Source organism: Elusimicrobiota bacterium (assembly GCA_028718185.1).
Lineage (GTDB): Bacteria > Elusimicrobiota > UBA8919 > UBA8919 > UBA8919 > JAQUMH01.
On the sequence record JAQUMH010000001.1, the window covers coordinates 937,712 to 960,478 of the forward strand.

The window sequence follows — 22,767 nt, forward strand, 5'->3', positions numbered from 1 at the left end:
ACCTTTAAGAAAGCAGAGCTTTGCTCTGCGGCTACACGACTAACTAGAGCAGGGTAAGACCCTGCTCTACAACTAATTCACTAATTCTCTGATCTCTAATTAACTATCTTACAACTGCTGCTTTCCCTGTTGCCTTTATGTCTGGATATCCGGCTTTCTTTGCTCTTATTACATAAATATACACGCCACTGGCAACATTGGATATGTCCCAATTATACTCGTAACAGTATTTAGAATTTATCGTTAAGGGTTGAGTGCCATTAAGTTCTACTGAATGAACATGCTCTGCGGCTATATTATAAATTTTAATCTCAATCTTATCCGCTATCCCGCACTCTATGTGTATTGTCGGTGTTTTACCATTCTTCGCAGGGTTGGGATAACTGTATATTTCTCCAAGAACAAATGCAGATGATGGTGCTAATTTAACTGCTGCAAATGGCTGTACGGAATTCGCTGTTATTGATATTGTGCCTTTACCGGTTGCATTGAATTGTCTGCAAAATATGTTACCGGAAAATGTGTAATTACCTGCTACCAGTGTTTTTGATTTAGGTGCATATATGATGCCATTGTATTCTGCTTTGCCACCTATCAACACTTGCGGGACTTTTGTTGTTTTGTCTCTTCTGCAATTTATATTGCCTTTTTTGTCTATTCCAAGCTCATCATCAAATGTTATGTCTTTGTCTTCAAATATTTCCGATAGCTCTTCATTGTTAAATGTGTTGTCTATTGTGAAGTTGTTGCACTCTATATCATCAAGTATGTCTTCATACCAGTGTCTCTCCTGTATGTAGGTGCTTACATATATTACAAAGTTTTTGACTTTGTCACCCGCCAACGATCCAGTGGCGGGCACACCATTTGCGTTTACTTTTACGTTCCCTACCAACTTTATATCGCCTATGCATACTATTTTTACTTTTCCTTGCAGTTTTATTTCGCTTTTTCCGGTTAGCTGTATTCCGGTAAAGTAATATGTGCCGGTAGACATTGTTAAACTATCGTTACCGGTTATTACTAATCTGCCTTTTTTGTCTATCGGTTTTTTACCTTTTTGTGTTAGTCCTATGTCAACGTTATTGTTTTGGGTAGCTGCTTTGTTTATTATTTGTGTCAGATTTATCGGATACGGGTCTATTTTGGACGCATTCTCTGTTATAGTGCCGTTTATTGTGCTGCTCCTGGATATTTTTACTTTATCACCATATATGTTGCCGGTTATTACCGGCTTACCTTTTATGGTTATCTCTCCATTACTGCGTATATCCCCCTTTATGTTAACTTTGCCTGTTATGTTTATTTCTTCGCTGCCTATTAGTGTATATTTCTGCAGTATGGTTACTGTTACGTTCATCGTTTTTGTTTGTTCGCTGTTACCAACATTATCATTTGTATAATATTCTATGGTATGCTCACCTGATGGTAATGTAAACGCATTTACATATTCTGCATAATTTGTGCTGGTATCTATTCTGTAGTGTGTTTTGTTTACTCCACTGGCTATGCCACTAGACAGAGGGTCTGTTGCTGTAAAAGAAAGTATTGTATCAGGTGCTATTATTGTTTCTTGTCCTGATTGTTGTTTGTTGTTGAATAATATTTCAGTTACTGGTGCTGTATTGTCTACATAATATGTTTTCTGGTTTATTTGTTCTGTGTTGCCAAGATTGTCGGTTGAGTAGTATCCTATTGCATGGATGCCTTCAGACAAAATAAATGGAGTGGCATAGGTTATTATCTGCCCACTGTCTATTGTATAACTTACCTGTTTTATTCCGCTGGCTACTTCATTGATTATTGGATCTTGTGTAGTAAACACTATGTTTGTCTGTGAAGTTATATATGTTTTATTGTCCGATGATATATATTTTAGTCCATTCTCGGTTATTTGGCTTTGGGGTTTTGTGTTGTCTAATTTTAATGTTAGATCTCTTGTTGGTTCTGTGTTTTCTACGTTGTCTTGTGAGTAATAATTCATTGAATATATTCCATCCATACCGGTTATATTAAATGTGGTAACGTATTGGGTATATGCTGGGATATTATTTGTGCTGGTGTATATGGTGTATTTTGTTTCTTTTATGCCTGATGGTATTGTGCCGGAATCAATCGCTATAAGTGTAAATGCTGATTCCGAGGTTATGTAGTCATTATATTTTGGTTGTGCTATACTTACAAATGTCTCTGAAATGCTATTGTCTATTATTACTTTTACTGACCTTTCCGTTTCCTGATTTAATAAGTTATCATAACTGCGATAATATATTGTGTGTTCGCCTTCAGGTAAAGCAGAAAGATAAAAGGTAGAGATATAAATGGAGTAGAAACTATCATCTATTTTATACTCTGTATATTTTACTTCACAGGGAATTGTGCTTCTGTCAACTGATACTAAACTTACCGCTGTCTCTGAACTTACAAATACTTTGCCATTATCTATAAACTTAGGACTATGAACTATTAACTGACTCTCAGGAGGCGTATTATCCACTATCACTTCAAGAGTTTTTGGCTGTTCGGTGTTACCTATTACATCTACACTATAATAAGTTATCGTATGCGAACTTTCAGTTGGAATCGTAAATGTCCCTGTATATACTATGAACTCCGAACTATCAACTCTGAATTTTGTCTCTTTCACTCCTAACCCTCTACCATCTCCTACCTCTATTATATCATCAATTGCTGATAATGAAATATCCGTTAGTGATGTTATATAAGTTTTACTATCAACTATGAACTTTGGACTATGAACTGCCACTTCAGTCCTCGGTGGCTGTATGTCATGTATCACTTCAAACTTTGCTGTAGTTGTAGATGAATGATTCCCAACCCAATCAGTTGCCTCAACTGTTAATGTCCAAAATCCATCATCAATACTCAGTGGCTCTATCATTCGTCCACTATTTACCTGTATTGTCGTTCCTTCTTCCAAGTCAGTTAAATATGCATAATATGTCGGCACCGGGTCAAGGTTATCGGTAACTGTATAGTTTATTGTTATTGTAGAAACTGTCGCAATAAATCTTTCTCCACCAACTGGTGAACTAATTGTTATTTCAGGTGGGTTTTCATCAATGATATTAAGGGTACCAGTAGAATATCCACTGTTATATCTATCATTACCTTCAAATCTCACTCTTATATCCAACTGATTTTTTGTAGGTTTTTTTGGTAAAGTAAATTCAAACATTGCCTCATAAACCGAAAGAGGACTATTCCCTAATAATATCCAATTTTCTCCATCATAATATTCAAGATGTAATATTGGAATATCTCCATTAGGAATTAACGGTTCTTCATCAGAATCAAACATTGTTGCATATGCGGTTCCAGTAGATGGATAACTAATAATTGCAGAAAGATTAGATAAAACAATATTTTTCTTCTCAATTGTTAATTTTACTGAATCACTTGAAGGCAAATGATAGAAACCGTCACCATAATACTCAATATTCATTGTATATTCACCAGACGGCTGGCTTGCAGTAATGTCAATACTTGCTACACCTTCACTGCTTGTTATAACGGTATAACTGCTGTTGCCAATAGTAAATGTTATGGGATTATAAGATATCTTTTTTCCATTTTCAGTTGTAAGTAGTGCTTGTAGTTTTAAAGAATCTGAATACTTAACATTGTTTTGCCCACTGTAGACAATTTGTGTTTGATGTGGAATTACAGAAACGACAGAATTTGTTCTTGTTTCTTCACATACTGATGGAAAATATACAGTTGCATAATTTGTAATTACCGTCTCTGGTTGTGCATCACTTTTCACTCTTACGCTTAAATCAAACTTGCCACCTTGTTTTGAACCAACTTCCCCATAGTTATCTATAAATACTGTTAACATTCTCGTTTTTGAATCATACCGATATTCAAAATTAGAGGGTGTCTCAGTATTGTTCGTATAATCCTTTCTCTTAAAGTTTGAAACAACTAAACTTGTATCATCCAAACCTTCAGGTAAAACATTTGTTACATATACTCCATATGCAATCCCTTCTCCTATATTCTCAAACTCAACCGTATAATTCAATGTCTGCCCTGCATATACATATCCTTTAGGTCCATACATCACATTAGGGTCTCTGGGTCTAAACATTCCATTTGCTGTTTCACCATTAGGTGATGGTGGCGGTTCTGGTGGTTCATCGTCTTCTATCGTAAATTTAACAGTTTTCAAATTAAAATTCCCCGCCCAATCACTCGCATAAAAATCAACTTCGTATTCTCCAGGATCTGTATATGATTTTCCCTTTCTAAATCTTTCTCCAGTAGCTTTATCACGAGCAAAAGCTCTGGGTTCAGGTTCCCCTGATGTATATATATCATCAATAGCAGTAAAACTTACTGTAACTGGGTTTTTATATGTCTTATCATTTTCTACACTTATATCTTTTATAGTTGGTTCCACATTATCATAAATAAGACGGTGCCAAGTATAACCAATAAGTTCACTAGTAATACTATATGTTGATATTGCTACTCCATGTTTACTACCTGATGCTTCAATCACACTAGCTACTTTATAAGTTTCATACCATCCTATAAAAATTCTTACATGTTTTCCACCATATTTTGGATCATTATATGTTATCAACAAATCTCCTGGATAAATTCCTTGCCACCATGCAACAGGAATTGTAAGTTTTTCTTTTAAATGCCAGGCACTGTAATGTCTCCTTAATCCTGACGCCATGTCAACCAAACCAGAACAGTCAAGAGATTTCCCATCCCATGGTTTGAATATATAACCAAAAGTATCTTCATTTGTTTCGTCTGGTGTACCATAATCATATGTAATTCCACGATTAAGGTAATTTTCTGCACTATTTACCAATGCTTGCCCTGTTATATTTACAGAATATATTTTGGATATAGGTAATATTAGAAAAAGCAATGATAATAATCTTAATTTATTTTTTCCCATTTTATTACTTTGAATCCTTCATTTAACTTATTTTCTAACCATACTATCTGATATACACCACCATTCCAACTTATACAAGGAGCAACAAATATTGAATTAACTGAATTAAATAATTGATATTTAGAAACTAACTTACCTTTAAAATTATATTTTATAACAAGATTTTGATATATTTTATTCTTTTCTGAATCATTATTTGCAGTAGATACAAAAACATAAACATTACCACTACTATCTTCACACAAAGGACTATACCATCTCTGATTGGGAATTTTGATATATATAATCTTTTCAATTTTTTTAACATTTTTTTTATTAGACCAAAATAAAAAAGTATAACGAGTGCTTTCCATAAAACTGGGATATTTGTTTCTTTCGCTCTTTTCCAAGGTTTTAAGATATTCTCTCACTGAATCAATTCCAAAATATTCTGCTTGTTTAAAAACTTTATCATGTTCTGTTCTAGTATTATAATATGAAGGCATAATGCTAAAACTTGGAGCATCAATAGAATCTTCACCAATTTCTAAATATATAAATTCTTTTGGTGAAATTGCTCTCATATCACTGTAGTTTTGAATTGTTAGTTTTCCTAATTTTTTTAATAAATCAAATATTTTATTCTTTCCTAAAACTTTTCCTTTGATTTCCTTATAATATTTTTCATCAACACCTTTAAGTTGTTCATAAACATTTTTATTAACATATCCATCAATTATATATGAAACTATACTGCCATTAAAATTATATTTTTTAATTACATAAGGTTTTAACTCTTCTCCTGGATGAATAAAAATACTATTATCAGATATTTTTATCTCATCTTTACCAGCAACATACTCTTGAGGTTCTTTTGGAATCTTTTCTAAATCAATTGTTGTCTGTAATTTTCCTTCTTTGTCATACTTCTTTACTCGCCAGTTTACTGCATCAAAAATGTATATATTTCCTTCTTTATCCACATCCATTGCCACTGGTCCCCTTACTTCTCCTTTTGTATATATCCCAAACTCATCATCCCCTTTACCCCATTTGCCTTGTATTATTACTTTCGGTTCATATTGCTCTAAATAAGTTGTGGTTGATTTGTTAATTTCATTTTGAGTAGAAACCTCAGCGAATAAGTTGGAAGTCACCAAAATAAACAATACCATACTAATAATCTTCATAACCTTTTTTCTCCTTCGTTTTGTAATTAAATCTGTAAAATTGTTGTTTTTACCCCTATTCTTTTCTCTACTTTTCAGTGAAATCATATGTTGGAAGATATGAATCCATCTGCTCTTTTGTTAAAATATATGCTTTGCATTTAACTACCGTATTTAATGTTAATCCCCACATTATTGTTGACTGGCAATTATATTGTTTTACTGTTTTAGCTGGAATATTAATATCCCATCTTATCATATTCATTGGATAGTATTTTTTATCAATCCAGTTGGGAACATCATACAGAGTATATAAACCAACTGCAGAACCAAAATTACTATATGCTGAAGGATATACTATTAAAGACATATTTTCAGCATCTTTTAGTCCATCATTTCTTACTTCCATGGTATATGTTATCGTCTGTCCTGGGCTTATTGCACTGCCAGGTCCCCAAATCTTTACCTTTAAGTCAGGTTGAGGCGGTTTACCATAATCAAGTCGGGTTATTGACATTGATAATTTTTTAGGTGTTACACTTTCATCAAGATATGCAGAAAGTAATCCATATATCGGACCGGTAATGGCTCCTTTTAAATTTGTTTCATTAATAGTACTTTTCTTAACATAACTATAACTCATACCCGAACCTAAACTTGAGTTGTATGACATTATTGAAAATCCTTCATTGTTACATGGATTACTTATTTCATCTATCCGTAGTAGTGTTATTATTGTTGTTAAATTACCAGTATAATATCCCGCAGCCGTTCCTTCAACTGCTGTCTGTAAATAATGTATTTTAGTGTTTGGATATTCTGTTTCTGTTTGATATATTATGCTACCTGATAAATTTATTCTATCTGCAATAGATTGTGACCCTATCTCTGTTATTGTTAATGTTGCATTGTATATATCATAATTACCACTTCCAACAACAGATTCCTGTATCACTGCTTCTATTATACCACTACCTGCACCTTCAACATAACCATTCATATATATATTTCTTTCTTTTGTATTTAGATATGATATCCCTTTCCAAAAACAAGGATATGAAGCATTCCCTACATTTATTGTAAAACTACTTTTGAATAAACCTTTATCTGCAAATGAACCTGTTTTTATATCTATCTTTTCAAAATTTTGAAAATTCAAACTACCAACAATACTTTCACCGTGAAAAACTGTGTTATTTAATACTATTCTTTGTGATTTTAATGTTTCATAAATTAAGTTATCTTTTGAATATGTTTCTGATAGATTTGATATACTAACAGGAGATTCTATATTGAGACACTTTAATACAATTGTTCCATTACCTAAAGGATTAGTTATAATGCCGCAATTACTGATAATACTACCTGTAAAACTATTAGTATTGTAATATATTGCTATCCTACCTCCGCCTCCACCATTGCCCTTATCACTTCTATCACTTCCATTTCCACCATTAGATGTTATCGTTCCATTACCTAAAATTGTATTTGCTTTGATGTATACACTACCACCACTACCACCACCTGCCGGCCAATTGCCACCCCAACTCCCATCACCACCATTCGTTCCATTCGCTGAAATTATTCCATTAAATGTCAAAGTGTTCGCTGTTATCTTTATTGCTCCTCCACCTGCGCCTCCTGTTCCAAGTGATGGTGCAGATGCTCCTCCGCCACTTCCAAGGTCTGTTGGCGTATACATACTTCCATAAACAGAACTCATTCCACCAAAACCACCGTAACTTCCACCTGCTGATGTATTGCCGGTGGGTGCTCCGGGTCCCTTATACTGCGGATACCCTTTGCCATCTACTGTAATTTTACCACCTGCTTGTATATTTAATGTATCTTCTATTTCAAGTTCAAAATCCGGGTCTTGATTACTATGGGTTAATATCCCGCCACTAAATATTGTCAAATTACTCAATGATAGTTTAGTGTTTAAATAAAATATACCGCCACTGTCTATCTGTAAAGCATCAAAACCTTCTTTTTTCAATATTCCAGCATTATGATAAAATGCTCCGCCATTTTCCAACTTGAAATTGGTTACTGCAATATTGCCTGTATTTGTAACTACTCCTAAATCTTTTATGTTTAAATTAACAGATGTCACAACATCATTATCAGATATTTCTAATGTCGCTTTATTTTTTACTGTTATTTTATCAAAGGTGTGTACTCCATCTATTATTGGTGTGGTTCCTTGACTATTATTATTATCTATCGTCAAATCACCATAATTTTGTGTTGTAGATTTCAGATATATTGTTCCAGCACCACCGTAAGCATTTATTGCACCTGCTCCTCCATATGCTGTTATTATGCCTGTAAAATTGTTTGTCGTGTAATATATCGCTATCCTGCCTCCGCCACCGCCACATCCTCTTTCGCTACGGTTACTATCACTACCACCATTGGCTGTTATCGTTCCAGTACCTGAAATTGTATTTGCTGTAATGTATACACTACCACCGCTACCTCCACCTGCCGGCCAATTACCTCCCCAACTCCCGTCACCACCATTTGTTCCATTTGCTATTATTGCACCATTAACTGTCAACGTGTTTGCTGTTATCTTTACTGCTCCTCCACCTGTGCCTCCTGTTCCAACTGATGGTGCAGATGCTCCTCCGCCACTTCCAAGGTCTGTTGGCATATACATGCTTCCATAAACAAGACCCATTCCACCAAACCCACCATAACTACCGCCTGCTGATGTATTACCGGTAGGTGCGCCAGGTCCCTGATATTGTGGATACCCCTTACCTGTTACATCTATCTTTCCACCTGTATCTATTGTAAGATTCTCATGTACTTCAAGTTCAAAATCACTGTCTTTCTGGGTATGGGTCAATATTCCGCCATTCACTACCGTTAAGTTACCCAAAGACAATTTAGTGTTTAAATAAAATGTACCACTATTACCTATCTGCAAACTGCCTTCTCCAGATACAGGTCCATTGACTATTATATTGCCACTGTTATGGTATAAAGAACTTCCACTCTCTAATGTAAGATTTTCTAACGCCATTTTGCCTTCGTTGGTAACTATACCATTATTTGTCACTGTCAAATTTGTTGTTATTAATTCATTACCACTCTCTACTTTAAGGTTTGCTCTATTGCTCACTAAAATACTATCAAAAGTAAGAATATTAGTACTAACTACAAATGGTGTAATAAAACAGGATTGGTTATTATTTTTTATTATTAAGTCACCATAACTCTGTGTAGTAGATTTCAGATATATTGTCCCAGCACCACCATAAGAATTTAGTGCACCTGGACCACCATATGATGTTATTATGCCTGTTAAATTGTTTGTCATGTAATATATCGCTATCCTGCCTCCGCCACCGCCACATCCTCTTTCGCTACGGTTACTATCACTACCACCGTTGGCTGTTATTGTACCAGTACCTATTACAATATTGGCGTTGATGTATACACTGCCACCGCTACCACCACCTGCCGGCCAATTACCACCATAGCTCCCATCACCGCCATTTGTTCCATTTGCTGTTATTACACCATTAACTGTCAACGTGTTCGCTGTTATCTTTACTGCTCCTCCGCCTGTTCCACCTGTTCCAAGTGATGGTGCAGATGCTCCTCCACCACTTCCAATATCTATTGGTAAGTATATGCTTCCATAAATAGTACCCATTCCACCAAACCCGCCATAACTACCCCCTGCTGATGTGTTGCCGGTGGGTGCTCCAGGTCCTTGATACTGTGGATAACCTTTGCCAGTTGCGTCTATCTTTCCATTAATTATAACGGTGGAAGCTGACAATTCTAACCTACCACTACTACCTGAACCATTATATTGGGTTATAAAGAGTGTTCCATAGATTTGCACTGAATTTGTATAGGTATGAGTACCGCTTAAGGTATATGTTTCGGTGGCGAGAATTATTAAATCACTTGAATTGTCAGTTAATGCAAATACTTGTATAGGGGAAAAAACTAAAATGTAAAAAATTATTATACCTGCAAATAAATGTTTAATAAAAATGTTTTTATTCTTTCTCATATTGAGCTGTATTCGGATAAAATTAATTTTTATTATATACAACTTTTACAAAATAAAAACCAAATTACCTGTTTTAAGGTTCGCTTACGATGTAGCAAACCCATCAACCTTCGGTAACCTGGCTAGCGTAAATAGTCCTTATTATTATTTATTACTTTTTTTTACCTGACTATCTTTAGCCCCATAGCTTTGCGAATCACACTTTTCAGTATGACAGCCCGTTCGGGTTTTAACAAATACTATATAAAATAAAAAGAACTAACAAACAGTAAAAGTATAACCGAATATCAGCATTTTGTCAAGCAGTATTTTTACTTTTAAATTTTTGATTAATTTAGTATATTTTGAAAAAATCCTTACCAACCACTGAACTACACAAATACTACTACCAACTCTTAATCCACGTAACCTTGCATTCCGACGGTGTAAGCATAGTTTTCAACAAGAATTACCCTACAGAACCCTGATATATAGGTGCAAATAATGTGCCAACCAATAAACCTGTTATATTTGTTATTTCACATACAAGTACACAACTTATTGTGCACCTACTGTATCTTTTTTTGTGCAATGTATTTAGATGTGTTTTACCTTCTTCTTTCTCTTGGATGGTATTTTTATGCATCCTTTTAAGGTCTGTTATTGTTACCTTTGAATATATCTGTGTAGATTGTAAAGATTTATAAATGGGTTGCAATTGTATGACAGTATAAGTTGGGATAATTCAGTATAGTGATTAATTACTACTTCTGAGACGGGAAAGAGAGTTTTTCGTCGGTTGGATTTTTTTTAAATTCCTGCCCCAAACCAGTATCGGTCCGGGATAAATGTAATTTTTCGATGAAATCGCTTGTTTTATTTTTTATATGCTCCTGCTTTTCTTATTTCCCACTCATAGACTATGGGAGCGGCAACAAAAACTGAAGAGTATGTACCCACAACAACACCAAAAAGAAGTGCAAATGAAAAATCGTGGATAACTTCTCCGCCAAAAAAGAAAAGTGCAAGAAGAACTAAAACTACAGTAATCGATGTATTAACTGTCCTGGAGAGTGTATCATTGATAGAGCGGTTTATTATATTACCTAAGGGTTCTTTTCTGTAAAGTCGCATATATTCCCTCATTCTGTCAAACACAACAATAGTATCATTTATAGAATAACCGGCAATCGTAAGAAGTGCCGCAATTACATTAATTGACATTTCTCTGTTTACAACAGAAAAAAGCCCTATTGTCACAACAACATCATGTATTAGCGCAATAACACCTGCAGTACCCCACACTCCTGCTCTAAATCTAAATCCAACATAAATAATAATACCGACAAAAGACCAAAAAAGCGCAAAAAATGCTTGATTGATTAAATGCTTCCCAATAGCAGGACCGACATATTCTGCTTTACTGATTTCATATGGATTTTGAGGGATTTCCTTATTAATAATTTCTTTAATTTTGTTTGTAAAACCTTCTTCTGTACCTTTAACCCTTATACTAATTGAATTATTTTGCGGAAAATCCTGAAGTTCACATACAATCCCATTTTTTGACATTATAGCACGAACATCTGATAGCGCGATTGGCTGACTGAAATTCAACTGAACAAGCGTACCCCCGCTAAAATCAATACCATAATTCAACCCTTTGTGCAAAAATATTGAAATGATTGTAATTAAAGTCATAGCTATTGATACACCAAAAAACAAATGCCTTTTCCCAACGAAATCAAAATTTGTCTTCTTGAAAAATTCTATCATATTAAACTCCTTACACTAAACTGACACGCTAAACCGATGCTAAATGTTTCGCGTCAGTTCTGCGTTCTGTTCTGCGTCTGTTTAGCGTTCTTTTATACTGACAATTTATCAACTTGTCTGCCAGCCAACCAACCGTCATAAATTTGATGTGTAACAACAATTGCTGTATACATTGAAGCTATAAGACCCAGGGTAAGAGTAACTGCAAAACCTCTTACAGGACCTGTTCCAAATTGGAAAAGAAACGCAGCAGCAATAAGTGTGGTTACATTTGAATCAAGTATAGCAGAAAATGCCTTTTCATAGCCCAAATCAATTGCTACTCTTACTGTTTTACCATTTCTCAATTCTTCCCGCATTCTTTCAATAATAAGAACATTTGCATCTACAGCCATACCGACTGTTAAAATTACCCCGGCGATACCGGGAAGAGTAAGTGTCGAATGGAAGAGTGACATTAACCCAAGAAGAATGAGTATATTCAAAAGAACTGCAATGTTGGCAATCAACCCGGACATTTTGTAATAAAAAAACATAAAACCCATGACAAGAATAAAACCTATAAAACAGGCAGTAAGCCCTGCTTTTACAGAGTCACGCCCGAGCGAAGGTCCGATAGTCCTGTTTTCAATTACTCTTACAGGGGCAGGTAATGCACCTGCACGAAGAACAATTGCAAGCCCGGACGCTTCGTCAGCAGTAAAACTACCTTCTATTATTGCATGTCCATCAGGAATTCGCGAACGTATAACCGGCGCCGATTGAACTACCCCGTCAAGAACTATCGCAAGCCGCTTCTCAATATTCGCCTCAGTAACTGCTGAAAATATTTTGGCACCATCTTTATTAAAATCAATCCCTACATAAGGCATATTATATTGCCCACCTATCTTTACCTTTGCATCTGTTAAAAATGCACCTGTAATTTGTGCGGATGTAGTGACCAAAAAATATCCTTCTTCTTTGCCGGGAAGAACTTCATAACCCTTGGGAATCAAATCAACAAATTCTTTTTTTGGTTTGTGGTTTTCATCGTAAATCTCTTTTAATTGAAGTCCCATGTCTCTTGCTTTTGTAGATATTTTTTCAATTGCACCTGTATTTTCAACAAGACGGAATTCAAGAAGTGCAGTCTTTCCTATTAAATCAATTGCACTATCCGGATCTTTTATTCCCGGTAGCTGAACGACAATCCATTTTTCGCCCTGCTTCGCTATAAACGGTTCGGATACTCCAAACTGGTCGATACGGTTCCTTATAATTTCTATTGCACGGTCCAGCGCATCAGTAACACTAATATTTTTTTCAAGTTTTGTACTGTCAATTTCAAGAACGAGATGAATACCACCCTGCAAATCAAGCCCTAAATTCAAAATTTTACCAACGATACTTTCTTTTGCTTGCTGCGATTTCAATTTTTCTTCCGGAGACATCCTGTACCACAAGAAAGTAGGCCACAGAAAATAAATCGAACCCAATAATACAACCCAAAAAATCAACCACTTAAATTTTTTAGCATCCATTTCAAATTCAATTAAAAGATTAAAAAGATTAAAAAGATTACAAGATTTAAAATCTTACAATCTTTTAATATTTCCAATTTTTAATCGCCCCTAGAGTAATTTTGTTTCGTTTATATATAAATCAAAATCTGTTTTTAGAAATTCTGCTGCTTTTTTACATATCAGCATCCTGGTTAAAAATATTTCAAAATATTCCATTACCTGTGAAATATTAGTATCAATTGTAAGTTCCAAAGAAATTATTTTATTTTTATCGTCAACCCGTAAAAATGACCGTTCAACTGCATAATTAACCCTATCGTGAATATCCAACCCAATCAATTGCGGGTTTCTTACCCGGCTTCTATGAACATCCGCTTTATCAGCAAGTATTAACGCTGCTGCAACCGGATTCACCGGTTCCCCGGCAGGTTCTTCGTGATTACCTATTGCACTTATTATTATTGCTATTTCCTCAGGCGGCATCTGCAACTCGTTAAGAATATCCATAGCAATCAAAGCGCTGGATGCTATATGGTCACTGCGGTTAACAACATTTCCTATATCATGAAGATAACCGGCAATTGCTGCAAGTTCAGGAAGCGGTTTTTCCAAATTAAGATGAGTTAAAACATTTCTAGCAAGATTGGCAACAATATCAGCATGCCTGAAACCATGCTCGGTATAACCAATAACTCCAAGATATTCATTTGCCGCTTCTAAGAGTGAAACTACTTTTGGGTTCGCTTTGATAACTTCTAATGTAATTTCGCTCATTTGCTTATAATTTCTTTAACTGGTTCAGTTACTACTATGGAAATTGCAGATTTAAGTATTTGGATATTAGTATTTTCTGAAATTTTTAATTTTACAATGTTTTCTTGAATTTCATTGACATTACCATATATCCCGCTGGTAGTAATTACTCTATCACCCTTTTTCAGATTGTTTAACATCTTTTGAAGTTCTTTTTGTTTTTTTCCCTGTGGTCTAATTAATAAAAAATAGAAAACTATAAAAATTAAAAAAATAGGCATCAACGACGTAAATATTGAGACTCCCGGTGCAACTGCTTGTCCTGGCATATAACTATCCTCCTTTTGGAAAAATACAGAATTGTTTAATTATACAAAATAATAAAAAAATAGCAATAAAAAAATGTGTAATGAATGTCTGTTATAGAGTTTTAGCGTTATAGGGTTATAGGGTTATAGGGTTATAGGGTCTACGACTCTATGAACTCTTTTTATTTAACATTAGACATAATCTGCCAAACGGCAAATATTCCTAAGAAATCTCGTTATTCTATTGCAATATGTGTTCCGGTTGTATCGGTGGCATCTATATAATAACCTGTGTAATTTCCAAAAGTTGTACTAAATGTAAGATACACATCTGCAACTTTGGCACCGTTATAGTAAATTGGACCTTCGCATTTGTAGGTTGAACCATCCTTGCTATAGGTGTTGGTTCCTGTATATCCTGAAGAACCGGTTATTGCCATAGTTCCGCTAATCGGAATACCCATCGGGATGCCGGCTACCGTTGTTTTCTCCATCACCATATTAGAAATTACGGCACTAAATGTACCCCCTACCGGGTCAGCCGTTGTTATCGTACCGGATTCCATAGTTTCTGTTGTGGCAGTTAGGGTAGCAACGGTTTCTAAAATATAGAAATCACCGGTAAAAACTCCGAAAGCATATGTTGATGTAATTTTTACATTAATTTTTGCAAGACCTATCATCTCCTGATTGAGGTGAAGCCATCCACCCGCTGTGTTAAGAAATTTGATTTTCATAGTTGTCCCGGTAAAATTAGGATAGGTGAAAAAACCGTCAGCATCCGGGCCAGTTAGCCCCGTAGCAACTCTTTGTTCTGCATTTGCAATTGCCAAATGCGGCGCAAACCCTGTTATACTGCCGGAAGCACCGGCTCTTGCTGCCATGCTTGCACTGTTTGCTGCTATGCTTGCAGTAGTACTTTTAGTAGCAGGCTGTCCACCGCTCCCCGATTGCCCGCTGGTTGCTGTTGCGACACCGGTCAAAAGCGCTGTTTTCTTTTCATTTTTTCCGCATCCGGCCAATACCATCGCTCCAATTAAAGCCGGAATTATAAATAAATTAAATTTTTTCATTTAATCCACCCCCCATTAAATTTCAAATTTATAAGCACCGGAAAGAATTACCTTCCAGTCCCATGAATCATAAAAATTGAAACGCGTATTTCCTGCCCTGTAGTCCTCACTCCCCGCCGCCAGCTCAAACCCGAGTTTAAGTTTCATTGCGTCTTTTATGTACTGAGTACCTACCAAAAAATCAAGAGTTGAACCGTTAGAATCTATCCAGTCTGTTGCTGTTCCACCGTTCGGCGTATACTTTGTTTTCCCGAAACTCTGAAATTGTGCTTCGCCTATGAGGGAGCATTTGTTTATCGGATATTCAATGGCACCTTTTACAATTAACGGGTCACCGGGATCCCATTCTATTTTATTCTTATCTTTATATTTCATTTTAAGAATATAACCTGTATTTACGGAAACTTTTAACGAGTTAAGATTACCGGATATAATTAACATGAGTCCGGCATCTGTTCCTTCGCCTAGCATTTTGTCCACATCACCTGTAGGCGTCTGGACGTCAACCGCCATTGCTAAACTTTCAGAAAATGCAAGTTTTCCACCCACTCCTATCTGTCCCATTCCTGCTTTATATTCGGACAAATATGACGAGTCGGGGTCTACTTTATATTTCCATGACCTGTAAGGAACGTTCAAATTGAATTGCAATTTGTCGCTTACACCATATTTTATCGGAAGACCGACTGAAATTAAACTTACTTTATAGTCGGCGCTGTTTGTTTGTTCCTTAATCGTCCAAGTATCAACCCCATACGAGGCACCAAGCCCGATTTCAAGGTTCCCCTTCCCAAGACATTTTGACTCTTCGGTCAAAATCGGTTCTGCGACAACAATTGAACCCAGAAGCAATACACCAAAACATGCTCCTAAAACTTTTTTCATTAAGTCCACCTCCTGTTAAAATTTCTGGTTAAACTTTATATATTTATATAACAAATTAGCCATTTTGTCAATATTTTAATATACCAAATATTAATAGCTCGTTCTTTCAAACCATTGCCTTGGTTTGTTTATTACTGTTTTAATTTTTTTTCTTCAATATGATGTTTAATAGTTTTGCCTTCAAAAAGATATATAACATCCTCTGCAATGTTGGTTGCGTGGTCGGCAATCCGTTCTATATTCCTTGCTACAAGTATTAAATCTATTGCAGCTTCAATATTTTTTGGGTCCTGCATCATGTATGTCAGGAGTTTTCTGAATAATTCATCATTAAGATCATCTACCTTATAGTCTTTTTTACATACCTCTCTTGCTGCCTTGGAATCACGGTTAACTAAAGAATTCAAACTTTCTTTTACCATATCCTGAGCAAGAACCGCCATTTGAGGAATATTATTTAACGGTTTCAACTGTGGATACTGTAAAATAATCTTAGTCCGGTTTACTATATTTATCGCAAGGTCTCCCATCCTTTCCAAATCACTGTTGATTTTCATTACGGAAGTTATAAATCTGAGATCAATCGCCATCGGCTGTCTTAATGCGAGAAGTTTATGACATTGTTCATCTATATCTATTTCCAGCATGTTGATTGCATCTTCCTCTTCATATGCATTCTTGGTAAGCTCCGGATTCCGTTCTTCAAGGGACTTAATAGATTTTGCTATTATTGCCTCCACTAATGATGCCATCTTCAAAAGCTTTGATTTCAGTTGTTCTAATTCTTCATCAAAATGCCTTTCCATTTTAATCCTCCGTTTTTATCATTTAATTAATTAGTTGCGAAAGAGAAATTTCCCAGAACCTCAATTTACGACTTATTTTTTCCAGGAGTAAATTGTAGAGCGACCTCAAGGAAGCGTTTCAGGAAAATTTGCTCTGAGCAACTCTTAACCAAACCTGCCGGTTAGATAATCTTCTGTCTGTTTTTTTTCCGGTACTGTAAAAATTTTATTAGTATTGTCGTATTCAACCAGTTCACCGAGATACATGAATGCGGTATAATCTGACACTCGTGCCGCTTGCTGCATATTATGAGTAACAATCACAATTGAATAGTTTTTTTTAAGTTCAATCATCAGCTCTTCGATTCTCGCTGTGGAAACCGGGTCCAAAGCCGAACAGGGTTCATCCATCAGTAATATTTCCGGTTTCACCGCAACAAGTCTTGCTATACACAAACGCTGCTGTTGTTCCAAACTAAGGTCAAGAGCATATTTTTTAAGTTTGTCTTTCAGGTCATCCCATAACAAAACCGATTTTAGGCTGTTTTCAACTATTTCATTAAAAGAATCTTCACTGCTGATACCGTGAATTTCCAGACCGAAAGTTATATTTTTATATACCGATAATGGGAACGGATTCGGTCTCTGGAATACCATACCCACTTTTCTTCTTAACCCGACAAGATCAGTTTCCGGACTAAGAATATTCTCATCATCGATTATAATCCTGCCTTCTATTCTTATTTTTTCAATCAAATCGTTCATCCGGTTAAATACTCTTAGCAATGTGGACTTCCCGCATCCGGAAGGACCGATTATAGCAGTAATTTTTTTGTCATTGATTTTCATGCTTACATCTTTCAAAGCATGAAATTTATCATACCACAAGTTAAGATTCTCTACTATTATGTCATTCATTTTTTTACCCAAATCTTCCGGAAACATAATCTTCTGTTCTTTTATCTGTTGGGGCTGTAAAAATTTTTTCAGTAGAATCTATTTCTATTAGTTCTCCGGAGAGAAAAAATGCAGTTCTATCGCTTACTCTGGCGGACTGCTTAACATTGTTTGTTACCAATATAATTGTATATTTTTTTTTAAGTTTGTCCATTGCTTCTTCAACTTTTGCAGTTGAAATAGGGTCCAGCCCCGAACACGGCTCGTCAAATAAAATAACTTCCGGCTCAACTGCCAATGTCCGTGCAATACAAAGCCGCTGTTGTTGCCCGCCGGACAGATTTAACGCAGATTCATTGAGTCTATCCTTTACCTCATCCCAAAGATATGCGGATTTTAAACTATTTTCCACGATTTCATCCAGCCCTTTTTTAATTCCGTGCCTTCTTGGACCATAGGAAACATTATCATAAATAGACATAGGCAATGAAATCGGCAATGCAAAAATTACACCGACTTTTTTTCTCAGTAGATTAACATCTATGTCTTTGTAAATATTAAGATTGTCCAGCAAAATCTCGCCATCTATTTTGAACTTATCTTCTAAATCATTTAACCTGTTGAGCGTTCTCAGAAAAGTTGTCTTTCCACTGTTTGCCGGACCTATTATACCAAGTATCTCATTGGAAAACACTTCCATATTCAGAGATTTTATTGCCTGTTTTCCGTCAAACCACGCATTAAAGTTTTTAACAACAATTTTGATATTGTTTACCATTTTTTTTGCCGCCTTAAACGAGTTCTTATTATTATACCTACCAGATTTAACGACAAAGTAAAAATTATCAGCACGAGCGCCGTCCCGTAAGTTATATTTTTCCCTATTCCGGGAATCTGGGTGGAAATTACGTAAAGATGGTAAGGCAACGCCATAGTTTGGTCAAACACAGAAGAAGGCAGTCGCGGCAGATAGAATGCGGCTACGGTAAAAAGAATCGGCGCCGTCTCTCCGGTTTTTCTTGCATTACTTAAAACTGTGCCGGTTATTATTCCAGGTAATGCATACGGCAGAACAGCATATCTTATAGTCTGCCATTTTGTTGCACCCAAAGACAAACTTACTTCTCTGAACTGTTTTGGAACGCTGTTAAGTGCAGTCTTAGTCGCGGTTATAATCGATGGAAGTTCCATAATCGCTAAGGTCAGACATCCCGACAAAATCGAAACTCCTAATTTCATATAAATAACAAACAATGAAAGACCGAAAAGCCCGTAGACTATTGAAGGTACACCGGCAAGATTGACAATACCAAGATTAAGTATCCTTGTAAATTTATTTTCTTTTGCGTATTCCGAAAGATATATTGCGGCTAGAACACCTAGTGGAAGAGAGAAAATAGTAGCGCCGACCGTTAAATAAAATGTACCGACGATTGCAGGAAAGATTCCACCCGCGCGCATCCCGTTTTTTGGCATTGATGTCAAAAATTCCCAATTTATGGCGCTGAGCCCGTTTTTTATAACAATAATAATAATAATCACAACCGGAATTATAGTTACAAGTGTCGACAAGAGTAATATTGTAAAGGCAATTTTTTGGCTTACTTTAGGATTAAACAATCTTATTTTTGCTTTTATCATTCTGACTCCAATTTCGCCATTAGAAACTTGTGAAAAATCTTCTTTGTTGGTCATTGCGAGCGACCAATGGGAGCGCGGCAATCTCTTTTACAGATAAGATTGCTTCGTCGTCCCGCTTACTGCGGGACTCCTCGCAATGACACCTCAGTAGTCTCTCACTAGACAATACCCAAGATACTTTCCCGCACAATTTATTGACAGGCATGCCCGCCAACGGTTCAGTGGCGGGGTCATTTTTTTATTCTGTGTAAAAAGATATCGGCTATAAAGTTTATGATAAATGTAATTATGAATAAAATTATTCCGACAGCATACAAAGCATAGTAATGATTGCTTCCTCTTATAGCTTCGCCCATTTCTGCTGCAATAGTTGCCGTAAGTGTCCTGACCGGTTCCAGCAAAGTGTGAGGTATTACAGCGGCATTGCCCGTAATCATCATAACCGCCATCGTTTCTCCTATTACTCTGCCTATGCCAAGCATAATTGCCGCAAATATTCCCGGCGCGGCTGCAATTAGAATAACTTTATATATCGCCTGCCAATGAGTGGCACCGAGTGCAAGCGCTGCTTCTTTGTAGCGTTTCGGAACCGCAGTTATGGCATCTTCTGCTATAGATACGATTGTCGGCATAGCCATAAATGCAAGCATTATTGAGCCGGAAAGCGCCGTTAGACCCGTAGGCAAATGAAAAAGATTCTTAACCAAAGGTACCAACGTAACCATACCGACAAAACCTATAACTACGCTTGGTATTGCTGCTAAAAGCTCTATACCTGTTTTAAGAATATCTTTCATTTTCGGATTAACTATTTCCGCTATGTAAAACGCACATGCAACACCAAGAGGAATAGAGATTGCCATAGCTCCCAAAGTAACCATCACTGAACCCATTATTAAAGGAAGTACCCCAAACTGTGAAGGATTGGAAAGCGGATACCAATTTCTCCCTAAAATAAATTCTTTCACGCTCTCATACTTAAAAAATGACAGTCCTTCCCTTGCAAGAAAAATAAAAATCAGGATTACGAATATTATAGAAAGGCTCCCGCATATAACTATGAGCTTTTCAATAAAAAATTCTTTTACTTTTCCAATCTTATTCATTTTTTTACTGTCCCTATCGGGACAAAATCCGTTTTCTTTACTATTTCTTGGCCCGTTTTTGAAAATACAAAATCTACGAATTTCCTTATAGATTCTTTCGCATCAACTTTCGTGTAAAGAAATAATGGTCTTGAAATCGGGTAAATATTTTTTTGAACAGTTTCTATTGAAGGTTCAACATACGCAGACCCTTTATTTTTTGCAACGGCTATAATCTTCTGATTTTTAGAAATATATCCCATACCATAATATCCTATGGCATCAGAATTCTGCGAAACCTCATCTGCCACCGCTTGCGAAGACGGTAAAAGCAGACAACTACTTGCAAACTCCTCCGGACCTTTCGGATTGCCTTTTCTAAGTACATGTTCTTTAAAGAAAACATGTGTACCTGAATTAATCTCTCTGGATAAAAGAACTATATTTGAATCTTTCCCGTCAACATCTTTCCAGTTTTTTATTTTACCTGTGAATATATCCCTGAGTTGCTCAAGTGTAAGTTTTTTCACAGGATTATTTGGATTTACCACAACAACTATGCCGTCGAGCGCCACTGCATATTCTTTGGGTGTTATGCCGTTCTTTACGGCAAGAGCGGTCTCTTCGGCGGTCATTTTTCTGGAAGAGGAAACTATGTCACAGCTGTTATTGACGAATGCAGAAATCCCCGTGCCGGAACCTCCGCCGGTAACCGAAATATTTTCGCCGGGATTTTCTTTATCAAACTCTTCCGCCCACACCTGTACCAGATTGACCATAGTATCAGACCCTTTTACCTGAATACTATTTCCGGAATTTCTTGAGCATCCTGCCATAATTCCAAACAAGCATATCGCGACTAAACATAAACATTTTTTCATACTGCCTCCTTATAAATAACTATCCTGGAACTCAAAACTTCACCTGCAGTTGGGTCACAATTAAATCATTTTTTATTTCGGGTGATTCCATTTTTACTTCATAATCATTTCTTAACAGCAGATTTTTGTCTATTAAATAGTTTATTCCTAATGTCAGCCGTTTGTTTTTTGCTCCAGGCGTATTTATACTGGCATCATAAATATCATATCTGGCAAGCAGCATCACCTCCGGAATTATGCTGTAACCCACCGTAGTATAATATCCTTCTTTTTTAACATTAGCATCTTTTCCCCACAAATATTCGGCTTTGCACATTATTTTCTGGTATTCGTATTTCAATTCCAGCCCTCTCCTGTTTTTAACCACACTGCTTGTGCTTATTCTTCCGTCATAAACTGAACCGCCAAAACTTAAACCTTTCACAGGACTGACTACAATCCTTCCAACTATTGTTTTGTAATCGTTTTCATCTGACTGATTCATTCCGCTGCCATTCAGCACGTCCAGATAACAGTCCGTCTTAACCGCATTCACTATAAAACTTCTATTAAATTCTATTCCAATATCTCGTGTGGGATTTACAAGACTGCTCACCACCAATGATTTGTTTATCATTTCCAAGTCTGTATCTGATGTTACGTTTTCCAATGTCAATCTGTATTTATATTGCCCTACTCTCAATCCAAAATATTTTATGCTTCTTATATCTATATATGCGTCATACAACATCTTGTTGTTGTTTATATCCGTATTCGTTCCTTCTACAGAAAAAGCAAATGAAATCTTTGCCGTCATGTCTCCTTTCGCACCGACTCTTACATTAGTAAGCGAAAAACCGTCTTTGGCTCCGGCTGTCTCATCTGCCGTATACCTTGTGTTTATGTATCCGCTTGGCACAATCTTTGGATATTCTGCTTCACTGTAAACTATTGAACCAGCAAAAAATACCATACTTACCAACGATACGACTTTTAATAATTTCATGTTACCTCCCAAACTATGGTATAATTATAGAAAATCAATATTAAGGTTAAATAAAGAAATTATTAAGATTTTGTTAAGGTGGAAA

The 22,767-nt window shown here is 36.0% G+C and carries 16 protein-coding genes and 1 riboswitch; all 16 genes read right to left on the reverse strand.

The genetic code is table 11. From position 1 onward, the window contains the following. Positions 1 to 103: 103 nt before the first annotated feature. A complete protein-coding gene (locus PHE88_04545; GenBank protein MDD5687084.1) occupies positions 104 to 4,942 on the reverse strand; it encodes a hypothetical protein in 4,839 nt (1,612 codons plus the stop codon). Next, positions 4,924 to 6,111, reverse strand: a complete 1,188-nt coding sequence (locus tag PHE88_04550) for a hypothetical protein (protein ID MDD5687085.1) — start codon at positions 6,109 to 6,111, stop codon at positions 4,924 to 4,926. The genes PHE88_04545 and PHE88_04550 overlap by 19 nt, the downstream gene beginning before the upstream one ends. 67 nt (positions 6,112 to 6,178) lie before the next feature. After that, positions 6,179 to 10,129, reverse strand: coding sequence for a hypothetical protein (locus PHE88_04555; protein ID MDD5687086.1), 3,951 nt, complete (start codon positions 10,127 to 10,129; stop codon positions 6,179 to 6,181). Positions 10,130 to 10,238: 109 nt separating this feature from the next. Continuing rightward, a riboswitch (cyclic di-GMP riboswitch) is annotated at positions 10,239 to 10,358 on the reverse strand. 626 nt (positions 10,359 to 10,984) lie between these two features. Continuing rightward, a complete protein-coding gene (gene secF, locus PHE88_04560) occupies positions 10,985 to 11,884 on the reverse strand; it encodes a protein translocase subunit SecF (protein ID MDD5687087.1) in 900 nt (299 codons plus the stop codon). Positions 11,885 to 11,976: 92 nt separating this feature from the next. Further along, positions 11,977 to 13,407 carry a protein translocase subunit SecD gene (secD, locus tag PHE88_04565; protein MDD5687088.1) on the reverse strand — a complete coding sequence of 477 codons (1,431 nt, stop codon included), beginning with the start codon at positions 13,405 to 13,407 and terminating at the stop codon, positions 11,977 to 11,979. Positions 13,408 to 13,497: 90 nt separating this feature from the next. Beyond that, positions 13,498 to 14,163, reverse strand: a complete 666-nt coding sequence (locus PHE88_04570; protein MDD5687089.1) for an HD domain-containing protein — start codon at positions 14,161 to 14,163, stop codon at positions 13,498 to 13,500. Then, a complete protein-coding gene (gene yajC / locus PHE88_04575) occupies positions 14,160 to 14,471 on the reverse strand; it encodes a preprotein translocase subunit YajC (GenBank protein ID MDD5687090.1) in 312 nt (103 codons plus the stop codon). Before yajC ends, PHE88_04570 begins: the two co-directional genes overlap by 4 nt. Positions 14,472 to 14,686: 215 nt before the next feature. Next, positions 14,687 to 15,523 (reverse strand): hypothetical protein, encoded by an 837-nt coding sequence (locus tag PHE88_04580; protein ID MDD5687091.1) that lies wholly within the window; start codon positions 15,521 to 15,523, stop codon positions 14,687 to 14,689. A gap of 15 nt (positions 15,524 to 15,538) precedes the next feature. Further along, positions 15,539 to 16,408, reverse strand: coding sequence for a hypothetical protein (locus PHE88_04585; GenBank protein MDD5687092.1), 870 nt, complete (start codon positions 16,406 to 16,408; stop codon positions 15,539 to 15,541). Between the two features lie 131 nt (positions 16,409 to 16,539). Beyond that, on the reverse strand, positions 16,540 to 17,214 hold the full coding sequence (gene phoU / locus PHE88_04590) for a phosphate signaling complex protein PhoU (GenBank protein MDD5687093.1): 675 nt from the start codon (positions 17,212 to 17,214) through the stop codon (positions 16,540 to 16,542). A gap of 144 nt (positions 17,215 to 17,358) precedes the next feature. Then, the gene (gene pstB, locus PHE88_04595; GenBank protein ID MDD5687094.1) at positions 17,359 to 18,111 is read right to left on the reverse strand and encodes a phosphate ABC transporter ATP-binding protein PstB; all 753 of its coding nucleotides are present in this window, start codon (positions 18,109 to 18,111) and stop codon (positions 17,359 to 17,361) included. A 4-nt stretch (positions 18,112 to 18,115) separates the two neighbouring features. Then, positions 18,116 to 18,868, reverse strand: coding sequence for a phosphate ABC transporter ATP-binding protein PstB (gene pstB / locus PHE88_04600; GenBank protein MDD5687095.1), 753 nt, complete (start codon positions 18,866 to 18,868; stop codon positions 18,116 to 18,118). Beyond that, entirely contained in the window at positions 18,862 to 19,731 is an 870-nt protein-coding gene (pstA, locus tag PHE88_04605) for a phosphate ABC transporter permease PstA (GenBank protein ID MDD5687096.1), read from the reverse strand. The genes pstB (PHE88_04600) and pstA overlap by 7 nt, the downstream gene beginning before the upstream one ends. Positions 19,732 to 19,961: 230 nt before the next feature. Continuing rightward, on the reverse strand, positions 19,962 to 20,837 hold the full coding sequence (gene pstC, locus PHE88_04610) for a phosphate ABC transporter permease subunit PstC (GenBank protein ID MDD5687097.1): 876 nt from the start codon (positions 20,835 to 20,837) through the stop codon (positions 19,962 to 19,964). Further along, positions 20,834 to 21,697: a PstS family phosphate ABC transporter substrate-binding protein gene (locus PHE88_04615; GenBank protein MDD5687098.1), complete on the reverse strand. Its 864-nt coding sequence runs from the start codon at positions 21,695 to 21,697 to the stop codon at positions 20,834 to 20,836. The genes pstC and PHE88_04615 overlap by 4 nt, the downstream gene beginning before the upstream one ends. A 31-nt stretch (positions 21,698 to 21,728) precedes the next feature. Beyond that, entirely contained in the window at positions 21,729 to 22,682 is a 954-nt protein-coding gene (locus PHE88_04620) for a porin (GenBank protein MDD5687099.1), read from the reverse strand. Positions 22,683 to 22,767: the final 85 nt, after the last annotated feature.

Bases quoted from the DNA above. Each gene is read 5' to 3' on its own strand.
- PHE88_04545 (MDD5687084.1), bottom strand. From the start codon at position 4,942: ATGGGAAAAAATAAATTAAGATTATTATCATTGCTTTTTCTAATATTA.
- PHE88_04550 (MDD5687085.1), bottom strand. From the start codon at position 6,111: ATGAAGATTATTAGTATGGTATTGTTTATTTTGGTGACTTCCAACTTA.
- PHE88_04555 (MDD5687086.1), bottom strand. From the start codon at position 10,129: ATGAGAAAGAATAAAAACATTTTTATTAAACATTTATTTGCAGGTATA.
- secF (MDD5687087.1), bottom strand. From the start codon at position 11,884: ATGATAGAATTTTTCAAGAAGACAAATTTTGATTTCGTTGGGAAAAGG.
- secD (MDD5687088.1), bottom strand. From the start codon at position 13,407: ATGGATGCTAAAAAATTTAAGTGGTTGATTTTTTGGGTTGTATTATTG.
- PHE88_04570 (MDD5687089.1), bottom strand. From the start codon at position 14,163: ATGAGCGAAATTACATTAGAAGTTATCAAAGCGAACCCAAAAGTAGTT.
- yajC (MDD5687090.1), bottom strand. From the start codon at position 14,471: ATGCCAGGACAAGCAGTTGCACCGGGAGTCTCAATATTTACGTCGTTG.
- PHE88_04580 (MDD5687091.1), bottom strand. From the start codon at position 15,523: ATGAAAAAATTTAATTTATTTATAATTCCGGCTTTAATTGGAGCGATG.
- PHE88_04585 (MDD5687092.1), bottom strand. From the start codon at position 16,408: ATGAAAAAAGTTTTAGGAGCATGTTTTGGTGTATTGCTTCTGGGTTCA.
- phoU (MDD5687093.1), bottom strand. From the start codon at position 17,214: ATGGAAAGGCATTTTGATGAAGAATTAGAACAACTGAAATCAAAGCTT.
- pstB (MDD5687094.1), bottom strand. From the start codon at position 18,111: ATGAATGACATAATAGTAGAGAATCTTAACTTGTGGTATGATAAATTT.
- pstB (MDD5687095.1), bottom strand. From the start codon at position 18,868: ATGGTAAACAATATCAAAATTGTTGTTAAAAACTTTAATGCGTGGTTT.
- pstA (MDD5687096.1), bottom strand. From the start codon at position 19,731: ATGATAAAAGCAAAAATAAGATTGTTTAATCCTAAAGTAAGCCAAAAA.
- pstC (MDD5687097.1), bottom strand. From the start codon at position 20,837: ATGAATAAGATTGGAAAAGTAAAAGAATTTTTTATTGAAAAGCTCATA.
- PHE88_04615 (MDD5687098.1), bottom strand. From the start codon at position 21,697: ATGAAAAAATGTTTATGTTTAGTCGCGATATGCTTGTTTGGAATTATG.
- PHE88_04620 (MDD5687099.1), bottom strand. From the start codon at position 22,682: ATGAAATTATTAAAAGTCGTATCGTTGGTAAGTATGGTATTTTTTGCT.